The following is a 13,840-nucleotide window of genomic DNA, read 5'->3' as shown; positions in this document are numbered from 1 at the left end:
CACTCACATAGGCACTCACATCCGCGATAGCCACAAAAAGCTCGCTCTTCTTCGCATCGTAATAAATCGCATCGTCAAAGTCCTTCGCATCGATGGGATCGATGGTGCAAAAGCTAAGATGGCGCAAATCCACCCGCTGCGCATACATCGCCGCATCCACGCTGTCGCCAAAAGCTCTGGCTTCATCGAGGCAAGACTCGGAAAAAACGGCATTTTTGTTAAAAAGTGCGAGGGAAATTTTCTCATCCACGCCCTCATCGTCAATATGTCCCAAAACCTCAACGATGGCATTGTTTGCATTTTCTATCTTCAAAATCGTCCCCAGTGGGAGGGCTTTTAAGGATTTTTGCGAGGCCTCAAGGGCTAGGCTGAGTCCCGTTTTGATGTGCATCCCAAGCACGGCTTGGCCGTATTTTTTCGTAATGACAAGGGAGGTTTCGTGGGCTCTTTTTAGCACTAAAACCACCTTCGCACGCCCACGCCCACGCCGCAGGGGCAAAAGCTTGGCAGCTACGAGGTCCTTGTAGTTTGCCCCGGCTAAATTTTTATTTTCTATCAACAAATCTTTTTTGTAGCTCCCATCCCAGCAGCGCAAAAAGCCCGTGCCCTTGCTTGAAATGTCAAGCTCACCGAAGATGAAATTATTATTGAGATAAAATTTATTTTTATGCTCTTTCACCACGCCATTTTTCAAAAGCTCACGCAGAATTTGCTTGTCTTCGCCACTAAGTTTTTGAGAGTCAAGACCGTAAGATAGGCTTTTTAAGAATTTTATCACAACCCCAACTTCATCGCAAAAATTTGCATTATGCTTCCATATTTTTTATAAAAACTCTATAAAATCCCAACAAGTTTTTGTTATAATCCCGCTTCGTTATTAAAATTTCAAGGAAAATCAATGGCTGTTGTCGTGTATTATGATAAGGATTGCGATTTGAGTTTGATCCGCTCCAAAAAGGTCGCCATCATAGGCTTTGGTTCGCAAGGACACGCCCACGCTATGAATCTAAGGGATAGCGGCGTGGAGGTTTTTATCGGCCTGAAAGAGGGCGGCACCAGCTGGGAGAAGGCCCTGAAAGCAGATTTTGAGGTCCTAAGCGTGAGCAAGGCCACGCAAAAAGCCGATGTGATCATGATTCTAGCTCCCGATGAGCTTCAGGCTGAAATTTATGAAAATCAAATCAAGCCCAATTTAAGCGAAGGAAAGTCTCTAGCCTTCGCTCACGGCTTTAACATCCACTACGGGCAAATCATCGCTCCAGAGGGCGTGGATGTGATAATGATAGCTCCAAAGGCGCCAGGTCATACCGTGCGTAATGAATTCGCCACAGGAGGCGGCACGCCTTGTCTCATCGCCGTGCATCAGGATGCTAGCAAAAACGCACAAAATTTAGCCCTCTCCTACGCAAGCGCCATAGGTGGCGGCAGGGTGGGCATCATCAAAACCACCTTCAAGGCAGAGACCGAAACCGACCTTTTTGGCGAGCAAGCCGTGCTCTGCGGGGGGCTTACGGCCCTCATACAGGCTGGCTTTGAGACCCTAGTTGAGGCGGGCTATGAGCCAGAAATGGCCTATTTTGAGTGTCTCCACGAGACCAAGCTTATTGTGGATTTGATCTATCAAGGTGGCATAGCCGACATGCGTTATTCCATCTCCAACACCGCAGAATACGGCGACTACATCACAGGCCCAAAGATCATCACCCCCCACACCAAAAAGGCGATGAAGCGGGTCTTAAAGGATATACAAGAGGGCGTTTTTGCGAGGGATTTCATTTTAGAAAAAAAGGCAGGCTTTGCTAAAATGTATGCCAAGCGAGCCTTGACTGAGGAGTCTTTGATAGAAAAAACAGGACGCAAACTGCGCGCCATGATGCCGTGGATTGGCAGTAAAAAACTCATCGATAAAGATAAGAATTAAGCTTGCCTGAGGAGAAAATTACCCAAATTCAGCGATATTTGATCATCGCTGTGCTTTTTTTGCTTTGCATCGTTTTGCTTTTGTTGATTTTGGGGCGCGATGACACCGGGAAAATCCCGCAACAAAAGGCAGAATTCACGCCCCATCCCCCCCCAGTGGAGCGGCCTTTTTTTGATAATCAGGACGCGGTTTTTAAGGAATTTGTCGAGGATTTGAACGCGACCAAAGAATCCATGCTTTCGAAAATCGAGCAAAACACTACTGCGCAGGGTTTTGATGCCAATTTGAGCCAGCAAGAGAATTTTGAGCAAAATGTCAGCGAGGAACGATCTTTTGGGCACAGCCAAATTCCGCCCGAGGTGGCCCCAAAAACAACCCCAGTCCCCTCAAATCAAGGCGCGAAGCTTGCTATTATTATCGATGATATGATGAGCAAAGAGCAGGTGAAAAAACTCAAAAGCTTGAATTTAAAACTCAACCCTTCCTTTTTCCCACCCTACAAAAATCACGATGACACTCCAAAACTCGCAGCAGAATTTGACTTTTATATGGTGCATCTGCCCCTAGAAGCCATAGCCTTCAATCACAAATTGCCCTTTTTAAAGGCGAGCGATAGCGCAGAAAAAATCGAAGAAAGCATCCGCCGCATCAAGCAAGATTTCAAAGGCTTAAGATACATCAACAATCACACGGGAAGCCTATTTACCAGTGATGAGAGGGCGATGAGGAAGCTTTTTGTGGCGCTGAAAAAATACGATTTACTTTTTGTGGATTCTCGCACCATAGGCGCCTCAAAGGCTTTAAAAATGGCGCAAGAATTTGGACAAAGCTATATCAAAAGGGACATATTCTTAGACAATGAAGAGGATGTTGATTACACTAAAAATCAACTCAAAAATGTCGTAGAGCTTGCAAAAAAAAGGGGCTTTGCCATCGCCATAGGCCATCCTAAAAAAACGACATTCAAGGCCTTGGAGGAAAGCAGGGACTTACTCAAAAGCGTTGAACTTGTCTATTTGAGTGAAATTTATGGCGAGTAGGCTTTTGGACGAGGGGGCGCTGGGTCTTTTCAGCGGGGCAAAAAATCCGCCAAAAAAATTGTATTATCGTGGAAATTTGGAGCTTTTGAAGCGCAGAAAAATCGCCATCATCGGCTCCAGAAAGATGAATATCTACACGAAAAACTGCGTTTTGGAGCTTGCCCACGTGCTCAAAAATGCAGGAGTCTGCGTGGTAAGCGGCGGGGCCCTGGGGGTGGACATCACCGCTGCAAAGGGCTCCATGCCCTGCACCATAGGGATTTTTGCCAACGGACTTGGCCAAATTTACCCCAAAAATAACGAAGCCATCATCAGAGAGCTTTATCAAAAAGCCCTCGTTTTGAGTGAAAATGAGGATGCTTACATGCCTCATGGCTATGATTTTTTACTAAGAAATCGCCTCATCATCGCCCTTAGCGAATGCGTCATCATCGCTCAGGCTCATTTGCAAAGCGGCTCTATGCAGAGTGCGAGGCTGGCTAGAATGATGAAAAAGCCGATCTTTGTCCTCCCGCACAGGCTGGGTGAGAGTGAGGGGACGAATTGGCTTTTGAAAGAAAAAAGGGCGGAGTTGATTACGGACTTTAGGGAATTTGCCGCTAAATTTGGAGAGCCTAAAGAAGAGACGAGGGACGATTTTTTAGAATTTTGCAAAAAGGGGGCAGGCTTGGAGGAGGCTTTGAAAATTTTTGGCTCAAGGGTTTATGAGTATGAGCTTGAGGGGAAAATCGCCATTGAGGGGCTTTTTATAAGGCTTTTGCGATGAGGACCCTGGCGCTTGATGTAGGCCTAAAACGCATAGGGGTCGCCCTGTGCCTTGAGGATCAAATCGCCCTCCCTTTGGCCCCCATCCTGCGTAAAAATCGCCATCAGGCCGCAGATGAAATCCGCTCTCTCATCAAACTGCATCAAATAAAACGGCTCATCGTAGGACTGCCTAAGGGTGGGAGTTCTGAGGAGGAAATGACGCGTAGAATTGGGCATTTTGTGAATTTGCTCGAATTTGATGGGGAGCTTTGCTTTGTCGATGAGGGCTTTACAAGCAAGGAGGCGCAGACTTTGCGGACGCAAAAGAGAGGCAAAAGGGACGGCAAAGTGGACTCTCTTGCCGCGTTTTTGATGCTTAGGGATTATTTTGCTCTCTAAATTCCTTGAAATTTATAGCCCAGAAGAGCTAGAAAGCATCCAAAAAAGCTTTGAGGGGCCGAAAAATATCTGCGTTTTCATCAATAAAATAAAATATAGCGTGGAGGAATTTTGCAGCGATTTTGCGGCGCTTGGCCCTCAAAAAATGGATGATTTTTGCTACCTTTTCAAGGCTGAGCATAGGGCTAAACTCAGCCATTCTAGAGCCTTTGGCGAGGGGAAAATTTACCTGCAAAATTATGCTTCTTATCTTTGTGCGAAAAATTTAGGCGCCTGTAAAAATCAAAGCGTTTTGGATCTGTGTGCGGCGCCGGGCGGTAAGAGCATCAATTTGGCAAATTTCATGCAAAATGAGGGCTATTTGGCCTGCGTTGAGGCGCATAAAACTCGCTTTTTTACCCTGCAAAAAAATCTCAAAAATTACGGCGTTAGGGCGAGAATTTTTCTAAAAGATGCGAGAAGCATAGGCGCATTGTGTCCCTTGAAATTTGATAAAATACTTTTGGATGCGCCCTGCTCCACACTAGCTAAAATAGGTATTTGCACGCAAAAATCACAAAAAGAAATCCGCCGACTTTCCACCTTGCAAAAAGGACTTTTGAATTCCGCGCTTAAGGCTTTAAAACAGGGCGGAGAGTTGATATACAGCACCTGCACCTTCACGCGTGAGGAAAATGAGGGGGTTTTGGAAAATGCTCTCGGGGGCAATGTGGGATTTGAATTATTGGAGCTTGATGTGAGTGGGGTCGCGACAAAGGATGCGCAAAGCGAAAAATACCCGCAACTTTGCAGGGCCAAAAGGATACTGCCGTGCCTTGATTATGATGGTTTTTTCATCGCCAAATTGCGCAGAATTTAATTCTCACAAACATCAAGAAATTTCTATTTAGCATGAATTTCTTTTTAAGATTTTAGGCATGGATCTCACGCGATTTAAATTTTCAATGCAACAATTTTCGCCCATTCGACTCAAAAAAATTTAGCCCCAGGATATTAAAAATCAAGTTTTAATATCCAGAGCAGATTGAAATTATGTCGATTTTTGAGACGTTTTGCATCCTTTAACGGCAAAAAACACTATATAAATGTAGCACAACAGCGGAACAACATAAGACAAGAGCAGATTGCTATAATCAGCCACCAAGCCTTGCACGGGCGGGACTAGAGCACCCCCTACTATCGCCATACAAATGAGACCAGAGGCCTGGCTTGTAAATTTGCCAACATCCTTAGTGGCCAATGAAAATATAGTCGGGAACATTATGGAGTTGAAAAGCCCGATGAGGATGAGAGCCACCATAGCCACTTTGCCGCCGCTGATCACAGCTAGGACAATCAAAGCTATGCTCATAAAGGCGTTGAAGGCTAGGCATTTGTTGGGCGCAATTTTACGCATAATGGCACTTCCCAAAAATCTACCCACCATGGCCCCGCCCCAGTATAGAGCGATGTATTGACCGCCTGAAATTTCATCAATGCCAGCAAATTCCTTCATGGTTAAGATGAGAAAAGAGCCTATGGCCACCTCGGCGCCCACATAGAAAAATATAGCCCCCGCGCCCAAAACAAGATGAGGGTATTCGAACATACTCACCTTGCCATCTTGGATTTTCTCGCTCACATCCTCGGCCGTTTTTCTCACATCGGGCAACTTCAAAAGATACACTACCACAGCTAAAAGGATCAAAACTCCTGCTATGACCAGATAGGGTATTTGCACGGATTGGGCTTCTTGAGCCTTGCTCGCATATTCTGCCGTGCCTGAAAGGATGAAGGCTGTCCCAAATAAGGGCCCCAGTGTGGTGCCGAGTGAATTGAAGGCCTGCACGAGGGTTAGGGAGCTCGCTTCCTTGCCCGGTGAAAGGAGGGTTACGAAGGGATTTCCGGCCGTTTGGAGTAAAACGACCCCACTGGCTAAAACAAACAAGGCTCCTAAGAAAATAGGGTAGGAAGCCGTTGAGGCGGCAGGATAAAACAGCACGCAGCCAAAGGCAGTCAAAATGAAGCCCAAAATAACCCCTGCGGGATAGCCTATTTTTGAAATCACCTTGCCAAAAAAGCCTCCCGTGATGAAATATGCTCCGAAAAAGCAAAATTGTATCAAAGCGGCTTCAAAATAATTCAAATCGAAGATAACCTTCAAATGGGGTATTAAAATATCATTCAATACCGTAATGAAACCCATAGCGAAAAACAAAGCCGTCAGGGTCGCTAGGGCAAATGAGTTGGATCTTGTTTGCATTTTTTCTCCTTTTTAATTGATTGTGAAATTGCGTTAAGTTTAGTTTTTATAACCTCCTTTTTTAGAATGCGACTAAGGCGCATTAAAATTTTTATAAATTCGTATCAGTTGCTCGGTTGAGCTGTCGTGTTTGCAAGAATTTTTTTCCCCGCAAAGCTGCGATAAGATGTTCCCGGCCAACTCTTTGCCAAGCTCCACACCCCATTGATCGAAGCTATTGATGTCCCAAATGGCGCCTTGAACGAAAATTTTATGCTCATAAAGGGCGATCAAAGATCCCAAGCTCTTGGGACAAATATGATCAAGCAAGAGCACATTGCTGGGGCGATTGCCCGAAAAAACTCGGTGCGGGGCTAATTTTCCCGCCTCCTCATCGCTCATACCGCCTCGAATCATCCGCGCATAGACCTCCTCATGAGTTCTGCCCTTCATGAAGGCCTCGGCTTGGGCAAAAAGATTGCTGAGTAAAATTTCGTGGTGTCCGGGCAAATTTCCTTTTTTACTCAAAGAGGCTATCAAATCGATGGGAATCAAATGCGTCCCCTGATGCAAAAGCTGAAAAAAAGCATGCTGGGCATTGATGCCCATATCCCCCCAGATGATAGGCCCCGTGTCGTAATCGACCCTAGCGCCGTTTTTGCGCACGGATTTGCCATTGCTTTCCATATCAAGCTGCTGGATGAATTTGGGAAAATATCTCAGGCACTGGTCATAAGGGGCGATCAAATGACTGTGTGCACCGAAAAAATTGATATACCAAATTCCAAGCAGGGCTAAAATCACGGGCATATTATTTTGAAAATCAGCATTTTTAAAATGCTCATCCATCTCAAAGGCACCTTTGAGCAAATTTTTGAAATTTTCCTTGCCCAAATAAATCATGATGGATAGCCCAATGGCCGACCAAAGGCTGTATCTGCCCCCCACCCAATTCCAAAATTCAAACATATTATTTTCGTTGATGCCAAAGCTTTTCACGGCTTCTTTGTTGGTAGAAACGGCGACAAAATGCTTCGCGATGAATTTCTCATCCAAGGCGTGGTCTAAAAACCATTTCCTAGCTGTGAGGGCGTTTGTTAGGGTTTCTTGAGTGGAGAAGGTCTTAGAGGCCACTATGAAAAGGGTGGTCTCAGGATGCACTCGCTTTAGGACATCTTGAATTTGAAAGCTATCCACATTAGAAACGAAATACATATTAAGGCGTGGATGGCCGTAGTGCTTTAGCGCCTTGCACACTAGCAAGGCCCCCAAATCCGAGCCTCCTATGCCTATATTCACGACATCGCTGATGATCTGATGCGTGTAGCCCAGCCATTCACCCCGACGCAGAGTGTCGCTGAATTCACCCATGCGCTCTAGCACTTCACGCACATCCTTGCTGATATTTTGCCCATCGAGCTTGAATTCTTTTAAATTTTGCTCCCTCAATGCCGTATGCAGGGCGGCTCTATTTTCGGTGGTGTTGATCTTTTCTCCCTCGAACATGGCTTTGATTTTATTTTTCAAATCACATTCCTCAGCCAAATCGATCAAAAGCTCCAAACTCCTGTCGTTGATGCGATTTTTAGAATAATCAAGCCTTATATTGCCCTGCTTTAAAAAATAACGTCTAGCGCGGTCCGCATCCTGCTCGAACATATCCTTCATGTGTAAGGATTTGATTTCGTCAAAATGCTGTTTTAGGGCCTTGAAAGCATTAAGCTTTTTGAGACTTTTCATTTTGATGGTCTTTGTTTAAAAAATTTTCTAAGGCTACGGCTATGCCCGTGATGCCGGGGTATTTTGCCAAAACCACATAGACAGGAATGGCCGCCAAATAAGCATCAAAGCGACCCTTGTTTTCAAAACGCGCCCTGAAGGGAGAATTTTTAAAATAATCAATAAATCTAGGAATGATCCCGCCACAAAGATACACCCCGCCCCTAGCCCCCAAAGTGAGGGCCAAATCCGCAGAAACCGTGCCCAGCATCGCGCAAAATATATCCAAAGTCAGACGACATAGGGGCGACTTTCCGCTTAGGGCGTGCTCACTGATGAGAGTGGGGGTCATTTTGGCGCCCTTGATGCCCTCCCTATTGGCTAGGGCTTCGTAGATGAGAACGAGTCCGGCTCCGCTCAAAAAACGCTCGGCAGAGACATGCCCGAATTTTTTTCTCGCATACTGCCAAATCATCACCTCAGTATCGTCAAAGGGCGAAAAGCTCACATGCCCGCCCTCGCCAGAAAGCGCCATGCATGATTCATTATGACAGGGTATGAGACCACTCACGCCAAGCCCTGTCCCGGGGCCTATGACGGCTTTGGGGGCGTTAAGATCGCAGGTCTTGCCTCCAACCTGCATCAATTCCTCTTCTTTGATTTTAGAAATGGCATAGGCCTGCGCGGTGAAATCATTGATGAGTAGCAGAATTTCCAAATTCAAAGCCTGTCTGGTTGTTTCGATGGAAAAGGCCCAGTGGTGGTTGGTCATCTGCACCCAATCGCCCATTACGGGATTAGCGATGGCAAAGGCCGCCAGCTTGACGGTAGGATTGTTCACCTTACTGAGATAGGTTTTAATGGCATCCACAACGGTGTTATAGTCATTACAAGCTAGGACTTCCACATTTTGAATTTCATCCTCGCCAACCTGCAGGGCAAAACGAGCATTTGTGCCGCCAATATCTGCCAAAAGCCTTGGGTAAGATTTTTTAATCGTGGAAGTAGACATCGCATGGGACCTTTCTTGAGTGGAGTATGTAGGAGACGGGATGGGTTGGTTGGACATTTTTAATTACTTTTTGAAACACTTTAGCCTTATCCTCCCCGCCGATGAGTAGGAATAATTTTTTGCATTTTTCCAAAGCGCTTAGGGACAAGGAAAGTCTTTTGTGGGGGGCATTTTTAGGGCTAATCGCTACGATGTTTTCTTGAGTGCGAAGGGCGTGGTCAAATTCTTTAGCGTCTGAAAATAGGGAGGCTGTGTGGCCATCAAGACCCATGCCAAGCACGGCAAAATCGGGCTGGATGAAATTCGCATTCGCATTTTTTAGCAAAAATTCCAAATCGTCATTGGCCTCTTCAAGTAGGGGGATGAAACGCGCGGCTTGGGCTGAATTTTGTAAAAAATATTTTTGAATGAATGCGGCATTGCTATCCTCGTGCTCCACATCCACCACTCTTTCATCGACCAAATTGATGACACACTTGTGCCACTGGCATTCTTGTTCGCTTAAAAGCTGCAAAAAATCCCTAGGCGAACGGCCACCCGATAGGGCTAAAACGACCTTATTTTTGAGGGCTAAAAGCTCTTTGATCTGCGTTAAAAGTGCTGAAGTTAAGGCTTTGTTGCATAATTCTTGTGTGGCAAAACTATACAATGCAAACGACACTTTCAGTCCTTGTTTTTGTTTTTAGTATAACAACAGCGTGAAAAATTTGGTCAGAAAATCGTTAAAAATTGAAAATAATGTTTCAAATTTACTCAAACCACTCACGCCCATCTTTTTGTATGAGCAAAAAGGCCTCCTTGGGTCCAAAACTCCCCGCTTTGTAGTGGTATAGTGGCGTTTCGGGGCGATTGAAATATTCTAAAATTTTATCCGCCCAAATCCAAGCCATTTCAAGCTCATCTTTATGATTGAAAGAAGTAGCATCGGCCCTTATAGCATCTAAAATAAGGCTTTCGTAAGGTTTCATATGCGCCTCTTCTTGCGTGAATTTTAATGCCTGCTCGACGTGATCGGTATAGCCTTCATTATTTTTCACGGCGATTTTTAAGCAAAGCTCGTTTTTGGGTTGCAAATTTATGATGAGTTTGTTAGTGTAAGGTGTGTCGTTTTGAAACACTACCACAATTTGCACATAAGCATCAGCCATCCTCTTGCCCGTCCTGACATAAAAAGGCACCCCCAGCCAATCCTCATCGTCAAATTCCAGCTTAAAGGCCACGAAGCTTTCGGTTTTGCTCTTTGGCGCTATGTTGGATTCGTCAATGTAGGACTTATGCCCCTTATTTTGGGTGTATTGCGCCCTGATGACCTGTTGATCGATGTGGGTTGGGGGCTTGATTTTTTTCAAAATTTCACATTTGGCCCTTCTTATGCTGTCTGCGTTCAGATTGCTGGGAATTTTCATGGCCAGAAGGGATAAAATTTGCAGGATATGATTTTGCACCATGTCCCTTAAAGCGCCCGTTTTATCGTAAAATTCTCCCCTATTTTCCACGCCTAGGGTTTCAAAGGCGGTTACTTGAATGTGATCGATGAAATGTTTGTTCCACAAAGAAGCGAAAATGGGATTATAAGCCCTCAAAATCAAGATATTTTGAACGCTTTGTTTGCCCAAGTAGTGATCAATTCTATAAATTTGCTCCTCTCTGTAATACTTCGCCACTTCGTTGTTGATGTTTTGACAGGATTTTAGATCCATCCCCAAAGGCTTTTCCAGTATGATTCTTGTTTTTGATCGGTTGAGTCCTATGCTCGCTAAATTCTCGCAGACCTTAATGAAAAATTCCGGGGATATGGAAAAATAAATCACTATGTTTTTATTTTTGTCGGCGATTTCTTGCTCTAATGCCTTAAAATCTCCGCTTTCGTTCGTGTTTATGCTCAAATATTTTATTTTTTGGATGAAATTTTGCCACCGCTCATTTTCGCAATTTGTGATGTGAATTTTAGCCTTCTTTTCCAGCTCATCAATGAAATTTTGGGTATCAAAGACACTTCGGCTTGTCGCGATGATCCTTGTATTGATGGGTAAAAAATTTTTCCTAAAGGCCTCATACAAAGAAGGAAAAAGCTTCCGCATGGCCAAATCCCCAGTGGCTCCAAAGAGAACAAAATCCAAATCATCCACGGCAATCTCCTTTCGATCAGGCTCTAGTCTTGACATTTTAAAGATTATGCCCGAATTTGACTTAAAAGCTAATATTTAGTTTTTCATTTATAGAATGATAAGCATCGTTTTCAAGGAAAAATATGGCTACCCAAAAACTTCAAAAAATCACCCAAAACATCGCAGAGCGCTCGAAAAAAACAAGAACGGCCTACCTGGAGCGTCTTTTTGACAGCGGGGCTAAAATTCAAAGGGAGCGTTTGGCTTGTGCGAATTTAGCCCACGCCTATGCTAGCATACCCCAGCACATCAAAGACAGGATCAAGAACAATCAAAACGCCAATTACGCCATAATCTCAGCCTACAACGACATGCTCTCAGCCCATCAGCCCCTTAAAAACTATCCCGACATCATCAAAAAAGAGCTTCTCAGGCATCAGGCCTTCGCCCAATTTGCCGGGGGTACTCCCGCCATGTGCGATGGCATCACTCAGGGCTATGAGGGCATGGAGCTGAGTCTTTTTTCTAGGGATGTGATCGCGATGAGTGTGGCCATAGCCCTTTCGCATAGGGTGTTTGATGGGGTCTTTTACCTCGGCGTGTGCGATAAAATCGTGCCCGGACTTTTGATAGGGGCCTTAAGTTTTGGGCATTTGCCCAGTATTTTTGTGCCCTCAGGCCCCATGACTAGCGGAATTTCAAATGAGGCAAAATCCAAAGCGAGGCAGCTTTTTGCTGAGGGTAAAATTTCTCGCGATGATTTACTGCAAAGCGAAATGCAGTCTTATCACGATGTCGGCACTTGCACCTTTTACGGCACGGCCAATTCCAACCAAATGATGATGGAATTCATGGGACTGCACCTGCCAAATTCCGCCTTCATCAACCCAAACACGCCCCTTAGGGCCAAGCTCGTCGAAGCTGCGGCCACGCACATGGCAAGCACCAAAGTCAAGCCCTTGGGGCAAATCGTCAATGAAAAAAGCATACTCAATGCCATGATAGGCCTGATGGCAACGGGAGGCTCGACAAACCATACCATCCATCTGGTCGCCATAGCGCGTGCGGCGGGGGTTTTGATCGACTGGGATGATTTTGATGCCATTTCAAGCCTCATTCCCCTGCTGGCTCGGGTCTATCCCAACGGCAGGGCGGATGTGAATCAATTTGAGGCCGCAGGGGGCGTGGCCTTTATCATCGGTGAGCTTTTGAAAGAGGGGCTTTTGCATGATGATGTGGATACCATCATGGGAAGGGGTCTGCAAGCCTATACAAAAAATCCCTTTTTGATAGACGGCAGACTCGTTTATAAGGAGGGGGTAGGGACGAGCAAAAATGAGGAAATTTTGAGGGGTATCGACAATCCTTTCAGCGCGGATGGTGGGGTCAAAATTTTAAGCGGCAATATCGGCAGGGCCGTGATGAAAATTTCAGCCGTGAAGGCCGAGCATCGCATCGTGCAGGCTAGGGCTAGGGTGTTTTATTCCCAGCAGGAGCTACTACAAAGCTTTGAGCGGGGGGAGTTGCGGGAGGATTTTGTTGCCGTTTTGCCCCATCAGGGACCCAGAGCGAACGGCATGCCAGAGCTTCATAAACTCACTCCCGTTTTGGGAATTTTACAGGATAGGGGGCTTAGGGTGGCTCTCGTTACGGATGGCAGGATGTCTGGGGCATCAGGGAAAATTCCAGCCGCGATCCATACCAGTCCCGAGGCCTCAATGGGCGGAAACATAGCCAAAATCAAAAACGGCGACATGCTTTTAGTGGATGCTAAAAACGGAGTGCTGGAGGCCTTGGTCGATGATGAGGCATGGCAAAAGAGGGAGGGCGGGAGCCTTTCTCCTGCGGAAATTTGGGGGTGCGGGAGGGAGCTTTTCGCGGGCTTTAGAATGCAAAGCTCCAGTGCCGAAACGGGGGCGATGAGCTTTGGGGGATGTTTTGATTAAATTTCAATCAAGGAGGCAGTGATGGGGGCAGAGCGGGTATTAAGCGTCAGTAAAGTCATCCCGGTGGTTAGCGTGGAGAGGGCTGAATTGGCGGTGGATTTGGCCAAGGCCTTGCTCGAGGGTGGGGTGAGAATTTTAGAAATCACTTTGAGAACTGAGGATGGACTGAGGGCTATTGGGCTTATTAGGAAGCATTGCCCCGATCTTGTGGTGGGAGCTGGGACGGTGCTTAATGCCGATCAAGCGCGTGAGGCGCAGGATAGCGGGGCTGAATTTATCATAAGCCCGGGGGTGAATGTGCAATTTTTGCAAGATTGCAAAAGTGGCTTGAAAATACCTTTGATACCGGGCGTTTCGAGTGCTGGGGAGGTGATGTTGGCTTTGGAATATGGGCTTTCTTGCTTGAAGCTTTTCCCCGCTGAACTTGTGGGCGGCGTGGCCTTGCTCAAGGCCTTACAGGGGCCTTTTTCTGGGGTTAAATTTTGTCCCACAGGCGGCATCAATGCTGGCAATGCGAATTCTTATCTTGAGCTTGAAAATGTATTATGTGTGGGTGGATCTTGGCTCAGTCCTAAAGAGCTCATTGAGAGAAAACAATGGGGCGAAATCACGAAACTTGCCAAGATGAGTCGGGGGATTTAAATTTGGTAAATGTTTTTAAATTTAAAATTTTTCATCAAATTTTAAGCTTACTTGTATAAAATTGCCGCTTTCACTTTCTAAAATC

The 13,840-nt window shown here is 45.7% G+C and carries 13 protein-coding genes; 7 read left to right on the top strand and 6 right to left on the bottom strand.

What is annotated here, in order from left to right:
* Positions 1–778 (bottom strand): RNB domain-containing ribonuclease (locus tag Q4A73_RS06375; protein WP_303206620.1); only part of this gene is annotated, 778 nt, incomplete at its 3' end.
* Between the two features lie 120 nt (positions 779–898).
* Here Q4A73_RS06375 and ilvC point away from each other — a divergent pair.
* From ilvC to Q4A73_RS06350, 5 genes are read left to right on the top strand one after another with little or no spacing between them, the layout of a single operon-like run.
* Complete coding sequence (gene ilvC, locus Q4A73_RS06370; RefSeq protein ID WP_303206619.1) at positions 899–1,921, top strand: ketol-acid reductoisomerase; 1,023 nt, start codon at positions 899–901, stop codon at positions 1,919–1,921.
* Between the two features lie 2 nt (positions 1,922–1,923).
* The gene (locus Q4A73_RS06365) at positions 1,924–2,961 is read left to right on the top strand and encodes a divergent polysaccharide deacetylase family protein (RefSeq protein WP_303206618.1); all 1,038 of its coding nucleotides are present in this window, start codon (positions 1,924–1,926) and stop codon (positions 2,959–2,961) included.
* Entirely contained in the window at positions 2,951–3,727 is a 777-nt protein-coding gene (locus tag Q4A73_RS06360) for a DNA-processing protein DprA (RefSeq protein WP_303206617.1), read from the top strand. Before Q4A73_RS06365 ends, Q4A73_RS06360 begins: the two co-directional genes overlap by 11 nt.
* Positions 3,724–4,107, top strand: a complete 384-nt coding sequence (ruvX, locus tag Q4A73_RS06355; protein ID WP_303206616.1) for a Holliday junction resolvase RuvX — start codon at positions 3,724–3,726, stop codon at positions 4,105–4,107. The genes Q4A73_RS06360 and ruvX overlap by 4 nt, the downstream gene beginning before the upstream one ends.
* The gene (locus tag Q4A73_RS06350; RefSeq protein WP_303206615.1) at positions 4,097–4,966 is read left to right on the top strand and encodes an RsmB/NOP family class I SAM-dependent RNA methyltransferase; all 870 of its coding nucleotides are present in this window, start codon (positions 4,097–4,099) and stop codon (positions 4,964–4,966) included. Before ruvX ends, Q4A73_RS06350 begins: the two co-directional genes overlap by 11 nt.
* A gap of 171 nt (positions 4,967–5,137) precedes the next feature.
* Here Q4A73_RS06350 and Q4A73_RS06345 read toward each other — a convergent pair whose 3' ends face one another.
* From Q4A73_RS06345 to zwf, 5 genes are all read right to left on the bottom strand, one after another.
* Positions 5,138–6,349, bottom strand: a complete 1,212-nt coding sequence (locus tag Q4A73_RS06345; protein WP_303206614.1) for a sugar MFS transporter — start codon at positions 6,347–6,349, stop codon at positions 5,138–5,140.
* A gap of 72 nt (positions 6,350–6,421) precedes the next feature.
* The gene (gene pgi, locus Q4A73_RS06340; RefSeq protein ID WP_303206613.1) at positions 6,422–8,068 is read right to left on the bottom strand and encodes a glucose-6-phosphate isomerase; all 1,647 of its coding nucleotides are present in this window, start codon (positions 8,066–8,068) and stop codon (positions 6,422–6,424) included.
* On the bottom strand, positions 8,046–9,059 hold the full coding sequence (locus Q4A73_RS06335; protein WP_303206612.1) for a glucokinase: 1,014 nt from the start codon (positions 9,057–9,059) through the stop codon (positions 8,046–8,048). Before Q4A73_RS06335 ends, pgi begins: the two co-directional genes overlap by 23 nt.
* Positions 9,040–9,720 carry a 6-phosphogluconolactonase gene (gene pgl / locus Q4A73_RS06330; RefSeq protein ID WP_303206611.1) on the bottom strand — a complete coding sequence of 227 codons (681 nt, stop codon included), beginning with the start codon at positions 9,718–9,720 and terminating at the stop codon, positions 9,040–9,042. The genes Q4A73_RS06335 and pgl overlap by 20 nt, the downstream gene beginning before the upstream one ends.
* An 88-nt stretch (positions 9,721–9,808) precedes the next feature.
* Positions 9,809–11,188, bottom strand: coding sequence for a glucose-6-phosphate dehydrogenase (gene zwf, locus Q4A73_RS06325; protein ID WP_303206610.1), 1,380 nt, complete (start codon positions 11,186–11,188; stop codon positions 9,809–9,811).
* A 122-nt stretch (positions 11,189–11,310) separates the two neighbouring features.
* Between zwf and edd the strand changes: the two genes are divergently transcribed.
* Complete coding sequence (gene edd / locus Q4A73_RS06320; RefSeq protein ID WP_303206609.1) at positions 11,311–13,113, top strand: phosphogluconate dehydratase; 1,803 nt, start codon at positions 11,311–11,313, stop codon at positions 13,111–13,113.
* A gap of 6 nt (positions 13,114–13,119) precedes the next feature.
* Positions 13,120–13,755, top strand: coding sequence for a bifunctional 4-hydroxy-2-oxoglutarate aldolase/2-dehydro-3-deoxy-phosphogluconate aldolase (locus tag Q4A73_RS06315; RefSeq protein WP_303206621.1), 636 nt, complete (start codon positions 13,120–13,122; stop codon positions 13,753–13,755).
* The last annotated feature ends 85 nt before the right edge of the window (positions 13,756–13,840 follow it).

The organism is Campylobacter sp., from assembly GCF_030528245.1.
Lineage (GTDB): Bacteria > Campylobacterota > Campylobacteria > Campylobacterales > Campylobacteraceae > Campylobacter_D.
Note: the sequence above shows the minus strand (reverse complement) of the source record. Positions and strands in the feature narration are given on the sequence as shown.